The 17,933-nt window shown below is 67.3% G+C and carries 17 protein-coding genes; 8 read left to right on the top strand and 9 right to left on the bottom strand.

Translation table 11 applies throughout. The features are described 5' to 3' along the window. Positions 1 to 106 precede the first annotated feature (106 nt). From ACIA8E_RS14250 to ACIA8E_RS14240, 3 genes are read left to right on the top strand one after another with little or no spacing between them, the layout of a single operon-like run. Positions 107 to 574: a MarR family winged helix-turn-helix transcriptional regulator gene (locus ACIA8E_RS14250; RefSeq protein WP_399297841.1), complete on the top strand. Its 468-nt coding sequence runs from the start codon at positions 107 to 109 to the stop codon at positions 572 to 574. 20 nt (positions 575 to 594) lie between these two features. After that, positions 595 to 1,047, top strand: coding sequence for a GNAT family N-acetyltransferase (locus tag ACIA8E_RS14245; RefSeq protein WP_399297840.1), 453 nt, complete (start codon positions 595 to 597; stop codon positions 1,045 to 1,047). 50 nt (positions 1,048 to 1,097) lie between these two features. Then, positions 1,098 to 2,261, top strand: a complete 1,164-nt coding sequence (locus ACIA8E_RS14240; protein WP_399297839.1) for a winged helix DNA-binding domain-containing protein — start codon at positions 1,098 to 1,100, stop codon at positions 2,259 to 2,261. Between the two features lie 91 nt (positions 2,262 to 2,352). On the opposite strand, the gene ACIA8E_RS14235 is transcribed toward ACIA8E_RS14240, so the two are convergent. Together ACIA8E_RS14235 and ACIA8E_RS14230 are read right to left on the bottom strand one after the other, a co-directional pair. Beyond that, a complete protein-coding gene (locus ACIA8E_RS14235; RefSeq protein WP_399297837.1) occupies positions 2,353 to 3,735 on the bottom strand; it encodes a serine hydrolase domain-containing protein in 1,383 nt (460 codons plus the stop codon). A gap of 65 nt (positions 3,736 to 3,800) precedes the next feature. Beyond that, positions 3,801 to 4,385: a dihydrofolate reductase family protein gene (locus ACIA8E_RS14230; RefSeq protein ID WP_399297835.1), complete on the bottom strand. Its 585-nt coding sequence runs from the start codon at positions 4,383 to 4,385 to the stop codon at positions 3,801 to 3,803. Positions 4,386 to 4,501: 116 nt separating this feature from the next. Between ACIA8E_RS14230 and ACIA8E_RS14225 the strand changes: the two genes are divergently transcribed. After that, on the top strand, positions 4,502 to 5,092 hold the full coding sequence (locus ACIA8E_RS14225) for a TetR/AcrR family transcriptional regulator (RefSeq protein WP_399297833.1): 591 nt from the start codon (positions 4,502 to 4,504) through the stop codon (positions 5,090 to 5,092). A gap of 126 nt (positions 5,093 to 5,218) precedes the next feature. On the opposite strand, the gene dnaB is transcribed toward ACIA8E_RS14225, so the two are convergent. Then, the gene (gene dnaB, locus ACIA8E_RS14220; protein WP_399297831.1) at positions 5,219 to 6,697 is read right to left on the bottom strand and encodes a replicative DNA helicase; all 1,479 of its coding nucleotides are present in this window, start codon (positions 6,695 to 6,697) and stop codon (positions 5,219 to 5,221) included. Positions 6,698 to 7,155: 458 nt separating this feature from the next. Between dnaB and ACIA8E_RS14215 the strand changes: the two genes are divergently transcribed. Further along, the gene (locus ACIA8E_RS14215; protein ID WP_399297827.1) at positions 7,156 to 8,493 is read left to right on the top strand and encodes an MATE family efflux transporter; all 1,338 of its coding nucleotides are present in this window, start codon (positions 7,156 to 7,158) and stop codon (positions 8,491 to 8,493) included. 91 nt (positions 8,494 to 8,584) lie between these two features. Here ACIA8E_RS14215 and rplI read toward each other — a convergent pair whose 3' ends face one another. The 4 genes from rplI to rpsF all read right to left on the bottom strand — a co-directional run bounded on the left by rplI (position 8,585) and on the right by rpsF (position 10,318). Beyond that, the gene (gene rplI / locus ACIA8E_RS14210; RefSeq protein ID WP_030930556.1) at positions 8,585 to 9,031 is read right to left on the bottom strand and encodes a 50S ribosomal protein L9; all 447 of its coding nucleotides are present in this window, start codon (positions 9,029 to 9,031) and stop codon (positions 8,585 to 8,587) included. An 18-nt stretch (positions 9,032 to 9,049) separates the two neighbouring features. Beyond that, positions 9,050 to 9,286 (bottom strand): 30S ribosomal protein S18, encoded by a 237-nt coding sequence (gene rpsR / locus ACIA8E_RS14205; protein ID WP_003967857.1) that lies wholly within the window; start codon positions 9,284 to 9,286, stop codon positions 9,050 to 9,052. Between the two features lie 43 nt (positions 9,287 to 9,329). Next, positions 9,330 to 9,953, bottom strand: coding sequence for a single-stranded DNA-binding protein (locus ACIA8E_RS14200; protein ID WP_399297825.1), 624 nt, complete (start codon positions 9,951 to 9,953; stop codon positions 9,330 to 9,332). 74 nt (positions 9,954 to 10,027) lie between these two features. Next, positions 10,028 to 10,318 carry a 30S ribosomal protein S6 gene (rpsF, locus tag ACIA8E_RS14195; protein ID WP_399297824.1) on the bottom strand — a complete coding sequence of 97 codons (291 nt, stop codon included), beginning with the start codon at positions 10,316 to 10,318 and terminating at the stop codon, positions 10,028 to 10,030. Positions 10,319 to 10,596: 278 nt separating this feature from the next. Here rpsF and ACIA8E_RS14190 point away from each other — a divergent pair, with 278 nt between their 5' ends. The 3 genes from ACIA8E_RS14190 (at position 10,597) to ACIA8E_RS14180 (ending at position 13,407) form a co-directional block, all read left to right on the top strand. Further along, entirely contained in the window at positions 10,597 to 10,911 is a 315-nt protein-coding gene (locus ACIA8E_RS14190) for a hypothetical protein (RefSeq protein WP_399297822.1), read from the top strand. 212 nt (positions 10,912 to 11,123) lie between these two features. Continuing rightward, positions 11,124 to 12,242 carry a lipid II:glycine glycyltransferase FemX gene (locus ACIA8E_RS14185; protein WP_399297820.1) on the top strand — a complete coding sequence of 373 codons (1,119 nt, stop codon included), beginning with the start codon at positions 11,124 to 11,126 and terminating at the stop codon, positions 12,240 to 12,242. 133 nt (positions 12,243 to 12,375) lie between these two features. Next, complete coding sequence (locus tag ACIA8E_RS14180) at positions 12,376 to 13,407, top strand: alanine racemase (RefSeq protein ID WP_030973776.1); 1,032 nt, start codon at positions 12,376 to 12,378, stop codon at positions 13,405 to 13,407. 78 nt (positions 13,408 to 13,485) lie between these two features. Here ACIA8E_RS14180 and ACIA8E_RS14175 read toward each other — a convergent pair whose 3' ends face one another. Both ACIA8E_RS14175 and ACIA8E_RS14170 read right to left on the bottom strand, forming a co-directional pair. Next, on the bottom strand, positions 13,486 to 14,982 hold the full coding sequence (locus ACIA8E_RS14175; protein WP_399297818.1) for a glycosyltransferase family 87 protein: 1,497 nt from the start codon (positions 14,980 to 14,982) through the stop codon (positions 13,486 to 13,488). A gap of 136 nt (positions 14,983 to 15,118) precedes the next feature. Further along, complete coding sequence (locus tag ACIA8E_RS14170) at positions 15,119 to 17,875, bottom strand: transglycosylase domain-containing protein (RefSeq protein ID WP_399297816.1); 2,757 nt, start codon at positions 17,873 to 17,875, stop codon at positions 15,119 to 15,121. Positions 17,876 to 17,933 lie beyond the last annotated feature (58 nt).

The raw sequence follows: 17,933 nt of genomic DNA, 5'->3' as shown, positions 1-17,933 counted from the left end.
CTTACGAGCGTCGACAATAGTTGCAGACGCTGGTTAATTGCAAGCGCGGGCTATTGCAGATGTCCCCTATCCTGGACGGAAGCAGCTCCCGCACGGAGGAGAGACCATGACAGCGACGGATCCTGCACTGACCGCCCTCTCCCAGGGCTGGTGCGCCCTCTCCCTACTCCACGGAAAGATCGAGGCCCGCATCGAACGGGCCCTGCAGTCCGGGCACGGCCTCAGCGTGCGGGAGTACTCCCTGCTCGACGTCCTGAGCCGGCAGCACAACGGCCCGGGCGGCCATCTCCAGATGAAGCAGGTCGCGGACGCCGTCGTGCTCAGCCAGAGCGCCACCACTCGCCTGGTCACCCGTCTCGAGGACCGCGGGCTGCTGACCCGGTATCTCTGCGACACCGACCGCCGCGGCATCTACACAGACGTCACCGAAGCCGGCCTGACCCTTCTCGCCGAGGCCCGGCCGACCAATGACACGGCGTTGCGTGCCGCCCTCGACGAGGCCGCCAGGAATCCCGAGTTGGCACCCCTCGTCAGGACGGTCGAAGAGCTGAAGGTCCCCGCACGGGCCGTGTGAATCTGCGTAGTCTGCCGATCATGAGCGATCTGGAGATACGGCCTGCCGCCCTCACCGACGTCCCGGCCGTCGTGGCCATGCTGGCGGACGATCCACTGGGCGCACAGCGCGAGTCGCCGGACGACCTCGCCCCGTACCGCGCCGCGTTCCAGCGGCTCGCCGACGACCCCAACCAGCATCTGGTCGTCGCCGTACGCGACGGCGTTGTCGTGGGGACCCTGCAGCTGACCGTGATCCCCGGACTGTCCCGGCGCGGCTCGACACGCTCGATCATCGAGGGCGTCCGTATCCATGCCGATGAGCGCGGGAGCGGCCTCGGCACTCGGCTGATCCAGTGGGCCGTGGACGAATCCCGGCGCCAGGACTGCCAGTTGGTCCAGCTGACGTCCGACGCGACCCGGACCGATGCGCATCGCTTCTACGAGCGACTCGGCTTCATCGCCAGTCATGTGGGCTTCAAGCTCGCCCTCTGACCGCTGCTCGCAGCCCGAAGGCGGGATCCCAAGGACCGAAGGAGGTCCCGGTGCACGGCATCAGCGACACACAGCGCCGGTCCAGGCTCGGCCGGCGCCATCTCCTGGCACCCTCCGTACGGACAGCGTCCGCGGAGTCCGTGGCCGACGCGGTCGTGGCCCTGCACGCCACCGACGCGGCCACGGTCTTTCTCTCCGTCTGCGCCCGGCTGTCCGAGGCAAGCGTCGGCGCGGTGGAACGGGCTCTCTACGAGGATGTCTCGCTGGTCCGGCTGCTCTCCATGCGCAACACCCTCTTCACCGTGTCGCACGGGCTCGCTCCGTACGTCGATGCGTCGAACGCCCGCGCCGTGGCCGCCAAGGAGCGCCGGACCTTCCTCAAGCACCTGCGGGACGACGGGAACGGACTGGACGCGCGCTGGCTCGCCGAGACGGAGGAGGAGACTCTCGCCGTCCTGACGGCTCGTGGCTCCGCAACCGGCAGTGAGCTGTCCGCCGCCGTACCGGCGCTGCGTACGAAGATCACGGTCTTTCCCGGCAAGAAGCAGGAGACCGTGCAGGGCGTCGCCACACGCGTCATACGAGTTCTGGCGGCCGACGGGCTGATCCGCAGGGACAGGCCGCGCGGCTCCTGGACGTCCAGCCAGTTCCGATGGACAGCGGCCGAGCCCTGGCCCGCCCGGGAGCCCGCAGCGGCACAGGCGGAACTGACTCTGCGCTGGCTCCGCTCGTACGGACCCGCGACCGAGGCCGACCTGAAGTGGTGGACGGGCTGGGGCCTCGGCCAGGTACGCCAGGCACTGGAAGCCGCCGGAGCCGAAGAGGTGCGGCTCGACAACGGCGCCACAGGCTGGGTCTCGCCGGGGGACACGGAGCCCGAACCGGACCTGGAACCCTGGGCGGCGCTGCTCCCTGCCCTCGACCCGAGCGCGATGGGCTGGGCCGATCGCGGCTTCCACCTGCCGGCCGAGTACCGGGCGGCACTCTTCGACCGGGCCGGCAATGTCGGACCGACAGTGTGGTGGAACGGCCGGATCGTGGGGGGCTGGGCTCAGCGCGCCGACGGTGAACTGGTGTGGCGACTGTTGACCGACGTCGGCCGGGAAGCCACCACCGCGATCGAGGCGGAGGCGTCCCGGCTGTCGGCATGGGTGGGTGAAACGCGGATCACCCCGCGTTTCCGTACGCCCTTGGACAGGGAGTTGACGGCCTGAGCGGTCCGCGCCGGCGGCCCGCACCGGTCACCACGCTTCGCGTTTCACGTGAAACCTGACGCCGCCGCACAGAACCGTGCCGGCGTCACACTCAGGCGCCGATGCCTCGCCAGCCCTCAGCGTCCACCCCACCGGGGACGGCCGATGCAGGGTCGTACGGTTCACGCGTGAAGACGAACGACCCCAGGTCCAGGTGGCTCGCGCTGCCGTCGCCGGCCCTGACGACGCGGAGCGTCTCCCCTGCGTAGTACCCGTCCAGCCCCATCCAGCTGCCGTCAGGCTGCGCGACAAAGCGGGCGCCGCGACCACTGCCACGCAGCGGCTGCAGTGTCAGCCCCCTGTCCGCGGTCAGCTGCAGGATGTTCGGACGCGTGCCCCAGTACCAGGGACCGGTGAGGGCGAGGAGTTCCGCGTCGACCTCGGTCAGCGGGCGCCAGGGCTCCGGAATACGAGGCTCGGCATCGGCGACGATTCCCACGAGGTCTGCGGCGACCTCACCGACGAACAGTCCCGAGGTGGTGTTGGTGAGCACCACCGCAGCCACATCGTCCTCGGTGCTGAACCAGAGCGCTGCCAGGAAGCCCGGCAGCGAACCGGTGTGCCCGAGAAGGGTGCGCCCGTCCTCGCGTACGACCTGCAGGCCGAGACCGTAATTGCCCTCCCAGTCACCGGACTCGGGCGGCGCCGACGGCGCGCGCATCTCCTCCACCGAGGCGGCGCCGAGAACCCGGTCGTCCCCCTCGGCCAGGAAGGAGGCGAACCGGAGGAGGTCAGTGGCCGTGGACCAGAGCTGCCCTGCCGGAGCCATCAGGCCGAGGTCCTCGGCAGGTTCGGGCAGCAAGGCATCGGCCCAGGGGTGCACCGCCCAGCCACCCGCGTGGGGCGCCTGCGGCTGGGTGGAAGTACGGCTCATGCCCAGGGGCTCCAGAATCTCGCGCTCCAGCACCTCCGCCCAGGATGCCCCGCGCACCGCCTCGATCAGCGCACCGAGCAGTGTGTAGCCGGGGTTGGAGTAGTGATGGCGCCGGCCCGGAGGATGCATCCGGGTCTGCTCGCCGAGGACATCGGCGAGTTCGGGACGCAGCGTGCCCGGCGTCCGCTCCCACCAGGGTGCGGGCGACTCGGCGCCCAGTCCCGCACTGTGACCGAGCAACTGAAGGACGGTGACACCGCCGACGCCCGTACCCGGCAGATGCTTCTCCAATGGTTCGTCGAGATCCAGCAGACCCTCGTCGCGCAGCCGCAGAACCAGCACGGCGGTGAAGGTCTTGGTGAGGGAGCCGATCCTGAACTGCGTATCGGCGTCAGGGGCATGGCCGTCGACGCAGCTGCGGGAGCCGCTCCAGGCGACCCGGCCCTGACGCTGCACCGCGGCGACGAGTGAGGGTGCGCGGCCTTCGGCCTGCGCGGTGGCGATGCGGTGCAGCAGCGCGCGCTGCGTGCCGGGAAGCAGTTCTTCCGAGTGGTAGGTCATGGTCAACAAGTACCGGCGCAACCGCTCCGTGGCGACCCCATTTCGCGGTACACGGGACCAAGAGGTCAACGCTTGCGGCTGTACGTCCTGACCAGCACCCCGTTGTCGAAGACACGCACCAACTCGAGCGCGAACTCGGTGGCCGCGAAATCCGATCCGAACATCGGCATGCCCGACCCGTAGACCAGCGGATACGTCTTGATCACGAGTTCGTCGATCTCGTCGAGCAACTCCCCCGCGAGCTGTGAGCCGCCGCAGAGCCAGATTCCGAGCCCGCTGTCCTCCGCCTTGAGCTCCCGCACCCTGCCGACCACATCGTCCGAGATGAGCTCGACGTTCGGGTCAGGCGATTCCTTCAGGGTCCGCGAGGCCACGAGCTCACGCAGCTGGGAGTACGGACTGGTGATGTTCATGTCCAGCGCCAGCTGGTAGCTGGCCCTTCCCTGGACCACGGTGTCGAACCTCTGATTCTCGGCATCGTGGAAGCCGAGCTGGCGGCGGCCCTCGGTCGCAACCGTCTCGGGATACTGGGATGTGAGGAACTCGATGAACTCCTCGTTCACGAATGGGTACATGGACGACGCGTCGCCGCCCGGGTCCCCGATGAAGCCATCGATGGAGCAGGCGATGAAGTAGGTCAGCTTTCGCACGAGGTCCCCGTTCGATGACGGTTGGCGGAGTACACAACCACTACACTCATAGTGCTTCATATGTAGTGGTTGAGCAATCCCTTTCCACCGATCAGCCAAAGGATGCGGAGATACGCATGGTCAGGAACCCCGAGCGCAGGACGGCGCTCGCCGACGCGGCCATCGAGGTGCTGGCGCACGAGGGCGCACGAGGACTCACCTTCCGCGCGGTCGACGCACGGGCGGGCGTCCCTGTGGGCACATCGTCCAACTACTTCGCCAGTCGGGACGATCTGTTCATGCAGACGGGCGCCCGGATCACCGACCGGATGACACCGGATCCGGTCAGGGTCGAGGAGGCCATGCGCCCGACGCCCTCACGCGAGCTGGTCACCGAGCTGATGCAGTGGCTGGTGCAGCGCATGGCAGATGACCGCACCGGCTATCTCGCCATGCTGGAACTGCGCCTGGAGGCCGCCCGCCGGCCGGCCCTCCGCGACCACCTCAACCGAACTGTTCGCGCCGACCTGGACGAGAACGCCCGCTTCCACCGGGAGGCCGGCCTGCCGGGCGATGCCGATGCCTTCCTCGTGCTCTACCTCGCCATGACGGGCCTGCTGCTGGACCACTTCACCCTGCCCGGCATGCTCACCCGCGGCGGCACCGCCGACCGCGACCTGGACCCGCTGGTGGAGACGATCGTCACGCGGATCATCCCGGCGGAGTGACCACGTCGGCGAACGCGGCAAGCATGGCCGCGCTGCCCTCGCGCAAACCCAGCCCCGGTGCGTCACACACGGCCCACCAGGAACCCACCCAGGTCACGGACGCGGCGATGATCCGCCGGGCACACCTCAGGTCTGTGCCATGTCCACGAAGCGTGAGTAGTGGCCCTGGAACGCCACGGTGATCGTCGCCGTCGGACCGTTACGGTGCTTGGCCACCATCAGGTCCGCCTCGCCCGCTCGCGGGGACTCCTTCTCGTACGCGTCCTCGCGGTGCAGCAGGATCACCATGTCGGCGTCCTGCTCGATGGAGCCGGATTCACGCAGGTCGGACACCATCGGCTTCTTGTCCGTGCGCTGCTCAGGACCACGGTTCAGCTGGGACAGCGCGATTACCGGCAGCTCCAGCTCCTTCGCCAGCAGCTTGAGGTTTCGGGACATGTCCGAGACTTCCTGCTGACGGCTCTCGGCCCGCTTCGAACCACCGGACTGCATCAGCTGCAGATAGTCGATGATCACCAGCTTGATGTCGTTCCGCTGCTTCAGGCGACGACACTTCGCCCGGATCTCCATCATCGACAGGTTCGGCGAATCGTCGATGTAGAGCGGGGCGGCCGAGACGTCCGGCATCCGGCGGGCCAGCCGCGTCCAGTCCTCGTCGGTCATCGTGCCCGAGCGCATGTGGTGCAGCGCCACCCGCGCCTCGGCGGACAGCAGACGCATCGCGATCTCGTTGCGCCCCATTTCGAGGGAGAAGATCACGCTGGGCAGATTGTGCTTGATCGAAGCGGCGCGGGCGAAGTCCAGGGCCAGCGTGGACTTACCCATGGCGGGACGTGCCGCGATGACGATCATCTGGCCCGGGTGCAGGCCGTTCGTCAGCGCGTCGAAGTCGGTGAAGCCGGTCGGTACACCGGTCATCTCCCCGGAGCGCGATCCGATCGCCTCGATCTCGTCGAGCGCGCCTTCCATGATGTCGCCGAGCGGCAGATAGTCCTCGCTGGTGCGCTGCTCGGTGACGGCGTAGATCTCGGCCTGGGCGGAGTTGACGATCTCGTCGACGTCGCCGTCGGCCGCGTATCCCATCTGAGTGATCTTCGTGCCGGCCTCGACGAGCCGCCGCAGGACCGCCCGCTCGTGGACGATCTCGGCGTAGTACGAGGCGTTGGCCGCGGTCGGCACGGACTGGACGAGAGTGTGCAGATAGGGAGCGCCACCCACCTTGGTGATCTCGCCGCGCTTGACCAGCTCGGCCGCGACCGTGATCGGGTCGGCCGGCTCGCCCTTGGCATAGAGATCGAGGATCGCCTGGAAGACGGTCTCGTGGGCGGGACGGTAGAAGTCGTGCCCCTTGATGATCTCCACGACGTCGGCGATGGCGTCCTTGGACAGCAGCATGCCGCCGAGCACCGACTGCTCGGCGTCGAGGTCCTGCGGCGGTACACGCTCGAAGCCAGGCGATCCGCCGTCCCAGCCGCTGCTCTCCCGGCCGCGGTCGTGCTGCTCAGCACGGTCCCGGCTGTCACCGCGGCGCTGGCGGGAAACAGGCAGACGGTCACTGGGACCGGTGTCGGTCCAGGGGTCGTCCAAAGGCTCGGGAATACTCACCGGCCACCTCCTCCCGTCCGCTCCGCGGACCCTCGCCGTGCCACTCCTTCTTACGGCACAGCACCGACAATCAAGACGCTCGACTCCGGTTCCATCACGTCGAGTTCTGTGGGATTCCAGGGCTGAAACGGGGTGTGGGCGCCGGTCCACGGTAGGCGGCCCGGCACCGTCAGCCAATCTGGTTATCCACAGGGCATGTGGACGACGGACCAGATGTTGTGGAGAACTCCGCAGAACCTGTGCACGGAGCGGGGGACAGCACTGTGGACAAACTCATAACGCCGTCATGACCACGGCCCTGACCTGGACTTTCTCCGTCCACGGGCTGTGGGGGAGAAAAACTTTCCGACTCGGCACAAGATCATGGCAAACCGCATACAGAAGAACGCGACGCGTTAGCAGATGTAAGGACCACTACGACCTTGCATCCGTTACCTGTGGAAGGTTAGATTGCGCCTATGACCCTGGCTCCGGCGACCTCGCACTCCAGCCGTCGACGGCACGATCGCGAGATCATCGCGCTCGCCGTCCCCGCCTTCGGCGCACTCGTCGCCGAGCCCCTCTTCGTCATGGTCGACAGCGCCATCGTCGGCCATCTGGGCACACCGCAACTGGCCGGCCTGGGAGTCGCCGCGGCACTCCTGACCACCGCCGTCAGCATCTTCGTCTTCCTCGCGTACGCCACCACGGCAGCGGTCGCCCGGCGGGTAGGGGCGGGCGATCTCGCCTCCGCGATACGGCAGGGCATGGACGGCATCTGGCTGGCTCTGCTCCTCGGTGTCGCCGTCATAGTCGTGACGCTCCCGTCGGCCTCCTGGCTCGTCGAGATCTTCGGCGCCTCCGACACCGCCGCCCCGTACGCCGCCACCTATCTACGGATATCCAGCCTCGGCATCCCTGCCATGCTCATCGTGATGGCCGCTACCGGCGTACTCCGCGGCCTGCAGGACACCAGAACCCCCCTCTATGTCGCCATCGGCGGCTTCGCGGCCAACGGCGCCCTCAACGCGGGCCTTGTCTACGGCGCCGGGCTCGGCATCGCCGGATCGGCGTGGGGCACGGTGATCGCCCAGTTCGGGATGGCTGCCGCCTATCTGATCGTGGTAGTACGGGGAGCGCGTCGGCACGGGGCCTCGTTGCGCCCCGACGCGACAGGAATCAGGGCCAGCGCACAGGCCGGCGTCCCCCTGCTGGTCCGTACGCTGTCGCTCCGTGCCGTACTGATGATCGCCACCGCCGTCGCCGCACGTCTCGGCGACACCGATATCGCCGCCCACCAGATCATCCTCTCCCTGTGGAGCCTGATGGCTTTCGCCCTCGATGCCATTGCCATCGCCGGGCAGGCGATCATCGGCCGGTATCTGGGAGCCAATGACACCAAGGGCGCACGTGAGGCATGCCGCCGCATGGTCCAGTGGGGCATCGCCTCGGGTGTGGTGCTCGGGGCACTGATCGTGCTCGCCAGGCCTCTGTTCATCCCGCTCTTCACCGGCGACGGAGCGGTCCAGGACACACTCATCCCGGCCTTGCTGGTGGTGGCACTGTCCCAGCCGATCGCCGGCGTGGTCTTCATCCTGGACGGTGTACTCATGGGCGCCGGGGACGGCCGTTACCTCGCCTGGGCCATGCTGATCACCCTGACCGTCTTCGCTCCGGTCGCCCTGCTCGTGCCCACGATCGGCGGGGGGCTGACGGCTCTGTGGTGGGCGATGGCCCTGATGATGACGGTCCGCATGGTGACGCTCTGGCTGCGGACCCGTTCGGGCAAGTGGATCGTCACCGGGGCCACCCGCTGACCACCGGCCACGGAGCCCGTTTCACGTGAAACGACGAGGGGCCGCACTCCCATGGAGTGCGGCCCCTCACCTGCTCTGGTGAGCTCTGCCCTTAGGCAGCAACGACCTCGATGCCGAGCTTCGCCGCAACCTCGGGGTGCAGACGCACGGACACCTGGTGTCCGCCGAGCGTCTTGATCGGCGAGCCGAGCTCGACGCGACGCTTGTCGACGTCCGGGCCACCGGCAGCCTTGATCGCCGAGGCGATGTCGGCCGGGGTGACGGAGCCGAAGAGACGGCCGGCGTCGCCGGAGCGAACAGCCAGACGGACCTTCACGGCCTCGAGCTTGGCCTTGACCTCGTTGGCCTGCTCGATCGTCGCGATCTCGTGGATCTTGCGGGCGCGGCGGATCTGCGCCACGTCCTTCTCGCCACCCTTGGTCCAGCGGATGGCAAAGCCACGCGGAACCAGGTAGTTACGGGCGTAACCGTCCTTGACGTCGACGACGTCGCCGGCAGTGCCGAGGCCGGAGACCTCGTGGGTGAGGATGATCTTCATTATTCGGTCACCCTTCCCTTATCGCGCGGTGGACGTGTAGGGCAGCAGCGCCATCTCACGGCTGTTCTTGACTGCCGTGGCGACGTCACGCTGGTGCTGCGTGCAGTTGCCGGTGACGCGGCGGGCACGGATCTTGCCGCGGTCGGAAATGAACTTCCGCAGCATGTTCGTGTCCTTGTAGTCCACGTACTGGGTCTTGTCCTTGCAGAACGCGCAGACCTTCTTCTTAGGCTTGCGCACAGGCGGCTTCGCCATGGTGTTTCTCCTGTGTGATCAAGAAGTGGGGGTACGAGCTTCCCTAGAAGGGAGGCTCGTCCGAGTAGCCGCCGCCAGAACCGCCAGAACCGCCGGAACCGCCGGAGCTTCCGCCCCAACCGCCTCCGCCGCTCTGCTGACCCCCGCCCTGCTGGCCGCCGGCCGGCGCGCTGGTGGCCCACGGGTCGTCGGCGGGAGCACCGCCACCACCCTGCTGGCCACCACCACTGGGACCGCCGCCCCAGTTGCCGCCACCCTGCTGGCCACCGCCGTAACCACCCTGGCCGCCCTGGCCACCGCGACCGGTGGTCTTGGTGACCTTGGCCGTGGCGCTCTTGAGGCTGGGGCCGACTTCCTCGACGTCCAGCTCGTAGACCGTGCGCTTCACGCCTTCGCGGTCTTCGTACGACCGCTGCTTCAGCCGGCCCTGCACGACAACGCGCATGCCTCGCTGAAGCGACTCGGCGACGTTCTCCGCCGCCTGCCGCCAGACCGAGCAGGTGAGGAACAGGCCTTCGCCGTCCTTCCACTCATTGGTCTGCCGGTCGAAGATGCGGGGAGTGGACGCGACACGGAACTTCGCGACCGCCGCACCGGACGGGGTGAAGCGCAGCTCGGGGTCGTCGACGAGATTGCCGACGACCGTGATGACGGTCTCGCCTGCCATGGGTGAACCTCTCGGCGGGGATTGCTTCTGGCTGCTTGCTGCTACTCGAACCCGATGACCGCTGAGCTAGATGCTCAGTGGATCTCGGGACGGAGGACCTTGGTCCGGAGGACCGACTCGTTCAGGTTCATCTGGCGGTCGAGCTCCTTGACGATCACAGGCTCGGCCTGCAGATCGATGACCGAGTAGATGCCCTCGGGCTTCTTCTTGATCTCGTAAGCGAGACGACGACGGCCCCAGGTGTCGACCTTCTCAACCTTTCCGTTGCCCTCACGGACGACGGAGAGGAAGTTCTCGATCAGCGGGGAGACAGCGCGCTCCTCGAGATCGGGGTCGAGGATGACCATCACCTCGTAGTGACGCATGTGGAACCCACCTCCTTTGGACTCAGCGGCCACGGTCGTTCCGTGGCAGGAGGGTCGTGATGCGTAAAGCAACAGTGTCTCCGAGTAAAACAGCCGGCACTGACAACGCCCTCCATCGAGAGGGGCTGATGTGCTGGCCTGGGCAGACACCGGTGCAGACCGTCCAGAGTACCCGCACACCGGCTTCCGGTTGAAATCCGGTGCTCAGGAGACGCAATCTGTACACATCGGGTGTGAGCGGCGACACAATGCGCCGCCTTTCGGCCAGGAGGTACTCCATGGCACAGACAATGCGAACCCGCCCTGCCGTTTCCCTGCTGGCCACGGACGGCAGGCCCCATCCTCTCCAGGACACCCTGGTGGCGGTGACCTGCGTTCTCGGCCTTCTCGCCTTCGTGACGGCGATGTTCCACGGTCTGCATCTGATCAGCTCGTGGGCCGGACTCGTCGGGATCCTGACGGGTGCGTACGGGCAGTACATCTCGGTGACCACGCGCGAGAGGTTCCCGCTGATCCTCGGCATGGGCGCGTCCGCCATCGGATTCTTCCTGGGCATGGCCCATGGAGGCCTCTTCGGCGGTCTGGTCGGCTGATTCCGGCCCGGACCCGGCCGAACACACACCGGGGCCCGGCACCGGTCCACACCACAGGGCCGTCCAGGTCCCGGTGGACCGGGCTGCCGGGTTCCACCGGGTCGGCAAGGTCCCATAGGGCCAAACGGGGCGCTCCCCGGTCGCAGTAGGCTTCGGCGCGAGAGCCGGAGCCCCTGACCGATGGGGACACACCTGCCGAGGAGCGCCCCGACATGAGCCTGACCCTGAGGACCATCAGCCGAGAGCAGCATCTGGCGTACATCCAGAGTCTGCCTTCGGCCAGTCACTGCCAGGTCCCGGCGTGGGCTGATGTGAAGACCGAATGGCGCTCGGAGAATCTGGGATGGTTCGACAAGAGCGGCGAGTTGGTCGGCGCCGGCCTGGTTCTGTATCGCCAGCTGCCCAAGATCAAGAGGTATCTCGCGTACCTCCCCGAAGGCCCGGTCATCAACTGGTACGCCCCGAACCTGGACGACTGGCTGCAGCCGATGCTGGCGCATCTCAAGCAGCAGGGGGCCTTCTCCGTGAAGATGGGCCCGCCGGTCGTCATCCGTCGCTGGGACGCGGCCGCCATCAAGTCCGGTATCCAGGACCCTGACGTGAAGCGCCTGCGCGACGTCGAGGCCACCCACATCGAGCCTCGTGCCTTCGAAGTCGCCGACCGGCTGAGGAAGATGGGCTGGCAGCAGGGCGAGGACGGCGGCGCCGGATTCGGTGACGTACAGCCTCGCTATGTCTTCCAGGTCCCGCTGGCCAACCGGTCGCTGGAAGACGTCCTCAAAGGCTTCAACCAGCTGTGGCGCCGCAACATCAAGAAGGCCGAGAAGGCCGGTGTCGAGGTCGTCCAGGGCAGTTACGAAGACCTCGCCGAATGGCAGCGGCTGTACGAGATCACCGCGGTCCGCGACCATTTCCGGCCGCGCCCGCTCTCTTACTTCCAGCGCATGTGGACGGTACTCAACTCCGAGGACCCCAACCGCATGCGGCTCTATTTCGCGCGGCACAACGGCGTGAACCTGTCGGCGGCGACGATGCTCGTCGTCGGTGGCCACGTCTGGTACTCGTATGGCGCATCCGACAACATCGGGCGCGAGGTCCGGCCTTCGAACGCGATGCAGTGGCGCATGCTGCGCGACTCGTACGCGATGGGCGCGACCGTCTACGACCTTCGTGGCATCAGCGACTCGCTCGACGAGACGGACCACCTCTTCGGCCTGATCCAGTTCAAGGTCGGCACCGGCGGCGAAGCCGTCGAGTACGTCGGCGAGTGGGACTTCCCGCTCAACAAGCTGCTCCACAAGGCACTCGATATTTACATGTCGCGCCGCTGACGAAAACGGCTTCATTCGGTTCAATAGACGCTTCAGCAGGCATGCCGGAAGGCAGGCCACCAATCTCAGGCACTTCATCAAGCTCCGCACACCTCTGATACACCGCAGCCACCAGAAAGGTTCCGGACCGGCCATGGCGCTCTCCCTCTACGTCGACACCGCGCGCTGGCGGGCGCACCAGAAATCCGTGCTCGACCAGTTCCCCGGGCTCGTCCCGGTCTGCAAGGGCAACGGATACGGCTTCGGTCACGAGCGGCTCGCCGACGAGGCGATCCGCTTCGGCTCCGACACTCTGGCCGTCGGCACCACCTATGAGGCGGCCCGCATAAAGGACTGGTTCAGCGGCGATCTGCTGGTGCTCACCCCGTTCCGGCGGGGCGAGGAACCGGTGCCGCTGCCCGACCGCGTCATCCGGTCCGTGTCCTCCGTGGACGGTGTGCACGCGCTGGTCGGGGCCCGGGTCGTCATCGAGTGCATGAGCTCGATGAAGCGTCACGGCGTCAAGGAGGAGGAGCTCGGGCAGCTGCACGCCGCCATCGAGGATGTACGCCTCGAAGGCTTTGCCTTGCACCTGCCGCTGGACCGGACGGACGGCTCGGACGCGGTCGAGGAGGTCATCGGCTGGATGGACCGCCTGCGGGCGGCCCGGCTGCCGCTGCACACCATGTTCGTCAGCCATCTGCGTGCCGAGGAACTGGCCCGGCTGCAGCAGCAGTTCCCGCAGACCCGCTTCCGCGCCCGCATCGGCACGCGGCTGTGGCTCGGCGACCACGACGCGACGGAGTACCGGGGCTCCGTCCTCGACGTCACACGTGTCGTCAAGGGCGACCGGTTCGGCTACCGCCAGCAGAGGGCCGCCTCCGACGGCTGGCTGGTGGTCGTCGCCGGCGGTACGTCGCACGGCGTGGGCCTGGAGGCCCCGAAGGCCCTGCACGGCGTGATGCCGCGGGCCAAGGGCGTCGCCCGCGCCGGCCTGGCCACGGTCAACCGCAACCTGTCGCCGTTCGTCTGGGCGGGCAAGCAGCGCTGGTTCGCGGAGCCGCCGCACATGCAGGTGTCGATCCTGTTCGTACCTGCGGACGCGCCGGAGCCGAAGGTCGGGGACGAGCTGGTCGCCCATCTGCGCCACACGACCACCCAGTTCGACCGCCTCGTCGACCGCTGAGGCGCTGGGTCGGCCCGGAGAACGACCGTTGAGGCCAGGGCCTCGCCGGAGGCTCGCAGCCTTCCGGCGAGGCCCTGCTCAGTCGGTGACCGATTCGTGCGCCGTGCCCCACTCCACCCACGGTCCCTCGACCGCGTGCGCCGCGTGCCGCGGCCGGTGCGTCGCTGCGTGTCCCAGTACGAAGACGTCCTCGGCCCCGTCGAGCACCCCGCCCGACGGATCGTCCGACCCGTCACTGCGTACGACGTCCCGCTCCGGCATCAGGATGTCCCGTACGACGACGGCGCAGAGGTACAGCGTGCCCAGCAGATGCACGGCGATCGCCAGCTGGTAGCCCTCCGTCGGCAGCCCCTGGTGCTTGTCACCGCTCGTCGTGTACGCGAGGTACATCCAGATCCCCAGGAAGTACATGACCTCGCACGCCTGCCAGATGAGGAAGTCCCGCCAGCGCGGCCTGGCCAGCGCCGCAAGAGGGATCAGCCACAGCACGTACTGCGGCGAATAGACCTTGTTGGTGAGAATGAACGCCGCGACGACGAGAAACGCGAGCTGAGCGAAGCGGGGCCGGCGCGGGGCCATCAGGGTCAGCACGCCGATGCCCGCGCACAGCAGGATCGTCAGCAGCAGCGAGATGTTGTTCACGGTGTCGACCGAGATGGAGATGCCGGCACGCTGCGCGATGATCAGCCAGAACGAACCGAAGTCGAGCGGCCGGTCGTGGCTGAACGTGTAGAACTTCTTCCACCCCTCGGGCGCGAACACCATCACCGGCAGGTTCACCACCAACCAGGATGCGGCCGCGCCGAGCGTCGCCACGAAGAACTCCCGCCATTTGCCCGCGCGCCAGCAGAGCACGAAGATCGGCCCCAGCAGGAACACGGGATAGAGCTTGGCGGCCGTGGCGAGGCCGATGAGGATGCCGAACGCCAGCGCCCGCTGCCGGGACCACATGAGCATGGCCGCGGCCGTCAGGGCGACGGCCAGCAGGTCCCAGTTGATCGTCGCGGTGAGCGCGAAGGCGGGCGCCAGGGCGACCAGCAGCCCGTCCCACGGACGGCGCCGGTGTGTACGGGCGACACACACGGCCATGACCGCGGTGCAGATCATGAGCATGCCCGCGTTGACCATCCAGTACATCTGCTCGCGGTACTGCATGGAGCCGCCGGGCGTCAGCCAGGCCGCGACCTGCATGAACACACCCGTCAGTACGGGGTACTCGAGGTACTGCATGTCGCCGCTCAGCCGGTCGAAGTACGGCACGAGGCCGTCGGCGAAGCCACGCCCGACGAAGAGATGCGGAATGTCGGAGTAGCAGGCATGCGTGTACTGCGAACTGGCGCCTCTGAACCACGCCCAGTTGTAGCAGGGCGCCTTCTGCACCATGCCGAGCGCAAACATCCCGATCGCCACCAGCGCGACGACACGCACGGGTGTGAGCGGGCCGGTGCCGATCCTCGCCCAGCGTCCCGACCGGCCACCGATCAGCTCACTGCCGGCCGCCGCGATCTCGTCCTGTTGCGTGGGCCGTACGACGGGCCGCTCCTGGTGCACGCTCGTGTCCTCTGCGCTTGGCATGCCGCACATCCTGCCGTACGGGACTGTGGAAACGGTGAGGGCCGCCGCACCGAGTGGTGCGGCGGCCCTGGGGACATCCTCCTGCGGCTCCCCTTCGCCGGCCTGCCGGCCGAGTGGAGCGCTTGCCTGCCGGGCGCTACCCGGCCGGACCTCCGAAGATGTTGCCGTTCCCGTTCCCGTTCCCGTTGCCGTTGCCGTTCCCGCCGGTGTCCGTGGTACCACCGTCGGCCGCTGACGTACCGGTAGTGGTTCCGGTGTCCGTACCGCCCGTACCGCCGTCGGTCGTGCCGGTGGTGGTGCCTCCGCCGGTGTCGGTTCCGCTGCTGGTGCCGCCGTTGTCGTTCTGGCAGTTCCAGTCCCATGCCCCGCAACTGCCGCTCGGGTCGGGCGTCGGGACCGAAGGACTCGTCGAAGGCGTCGAGGACGGCGTGCTGGAGGGAGTCTCCGTAGGCGCGACGCTCGGCGTCGGGCTGGGGCTCGTCGCGCCGCCGCCATAGACCGTCTCGCCCCAGGGCTCCGGCTTCGTGAACGGCACGGGCGATATCCCGTCCAGCGCTTGGATCATGTAGTCGTGCCAGATCTGGGCCGGGAACGAGGCACCGTGGATCGTCTTCTCGCCACCCGTCCCGTACATCTTCTCGAACTTACGGTTCTTGTGCTTCTCGTTGTCGTCCAGCCGGTACATGCTGATGGCCGTCGACAGCTGCGGGGTGTAGCCCACGAACCAGGCGGACTTGTTGTCGTCCGTCGTACCCGTCTTGCCCGCCACGTCGCGGCCGGGGAGCTGGGCAGGCGTGCCGGTTCCCTTCTCCACAACGTTCTTCAGAACGTCGGTGACGTTGTCGGCGATGGCGGGGTCGAAGGCGCGCTTGGGGACCTTCTTGTGCTGATAGATGACCTCACCACGCAGCTTGACCTCTTCGACCGAGTACGGATCGTGCTGCATACCGCTGGTGGCGAAGGTGCCGTACGCCCCCGCCATCCGGATCGCACTCGGCTGGGACGTACCGATGGAGAAGGACGGAACGGTCGAGTCCGCCATGGAGCTGTCGTCGCGCAGACCTGCGGCGATGGCGACCTCCTTCACCTTGTCGGTGCCGACGTCCATACCGAGCTGGACGTACGGGGAGTTGGCCGACCACTGCATGGCCTCGCGAAGGGTGATGTTGCCCCTCGACTCATGGCCGTCATTGGACTGCAGCCATTCCTTGCCGTTCTCATCCATCCAGACGTCACCGTTGTACTTCTTGATCTTCAACATGTCGTCGGCGTTGTAGATGCTCTTCGGCGAGACCTGGGTACGTTCCGACTCGACCTGGTCCGGACCGCCGGCCGGGTCACGCTTGCCGTACTCCATCGCGGCCGTCAGCACGAACGGCTTGAAGGTCGAACCGACCTGCGCACCGGTGGTGTCGGCGTTGTTGGTGTAGTGCGTCGTCGCATCCTGGCCGCCGTAGATCGCTGCGATGGCACCAGTATTCGGATCCACCGACGCGCCACCGAACTGGACGTGCGTGTCCGTCGTGGGGCGCTGCTTCGGCTTGATCTTGTTGTCGTAGACCTTCTTGACCGCGGCGTTGAGCTTGTCCACCTTGCTCTTCACGAAGGTGGTGTGGATCTCGTATCCGCCCTGGGCAAGCTTGTCCGCGGTGATGCCCTTGTCGTTGTTGTTGAGGAAGTTCGACTTGGCCAGGTCCACCAGATAACCGATCTGGCCGCCCAACTTGCCACTCTTCTTCGGCGGGTCCGGCATGGGGAACCCCTGCTTCAGGTACTTCTGGTGGTCCTCAGCCGTCATCCGGCCGTCCTTCACCTCTTCACTGAGGATCCAGGCCCAGCGCTTCTCCGCGCGAGCCCGGTTCTTCGCCGCGGTGGCCTGTACCGGGTCGTACTCGGGCGCACCCGCCGGATCGTAGTAGGTCGCGCCCTTGAGCAGCGTGGCCAGGAAGGCGCACTGGCTCGCGTCCAGCTTCTTGGCGTCTGTGCCGTAGTACGTACGAGCCGCGGCCTGGAGCCCCGATGCACCTCGCCCGTAGTACGAGATGTTGAGGTAGCCCTCCATGATCTTGCGCTTGGACTCCGTCTTGCCGACCTTGAGCGTGATGAAGAGCTCTTCGAACTTACGGCTCAGGGTCTGTTCCTGGTTGAGGCGCGAGTTCTTCACGTACTGCTGGGTGATCGTCGAGCCGCCCTGGGTCTCACCGCCCTTGGCCATGTTGTAGAAGGCCCGGGCAATACCCATGGGGTCGATGCCGCTGTCCGTTTCGAACGACTTGTTCTCTGCCGAGATGACAGCGTTCCGCATGGCTGCGGGGATCTGTGAGTAATCGATGATCTGACGGTTGGTCTCACCACCCGTCGCGACCATCTCCTTGTTGTTAGCCCAGTAGTAGACGTTGTTCTGCGCCCTGGCAGCATCCTTCACCTTGGGCGTGCCGACCATCGCGTACGCCAGCCCGGCGAAGCCCATGAGCAGGCCGAGGAAGCCGATACACAGACCGGAGACCAGCTTCCACGACGGCATCCAGCGCCTCGCTCCGTACTTGCCGGCGCGCGGGTAGTCGATGAAGCGCTTCTTGGCAGGAGGCTGATTACCGCGTCCCCGGCCCCGGCCGGGTCCTTCGCGCCCGTCGCCGCCACCGCGACGGCGACCCCCTCCGCCATAACCTGCGCCACCCCCCTCGGCGGCACGGCGCCCGCCGCGCTGGGCGGCTCTCCTGGCCTCGGCGCGTCCGCCGTACGGACTCTCCCCGCCGTAGGAATCGGAAGGTGACTCGGAAGTTACTCCGCGTGACGGCGCTGCGCGGCGTCCTGAGGACGACTGGGCGGCTCGTCTGGCCGCGGCACGCCCGCCACCTTGCGGTTGCTGCGTTTTGCGACGGTGCTCGCTCATCGAACGACTACTCCTCGGGCAGGCGAGAACGCCTGGAAGCGGCAGTTGAGATCCGGTC

The organism is Streptomyces sp. NPDC051664 (assembly GCF_044453545.1).
GTDB lineage: Bacteria > Actinomycetota > Actinomycetes > Streptomycetales > Streptomycetaceae > Streptomyces.
The sequence above is the reverse complement of the archived record's forward strand: the minus strand, read 5'-3'. Positions and strand labels throughout refer to the sequence as shown.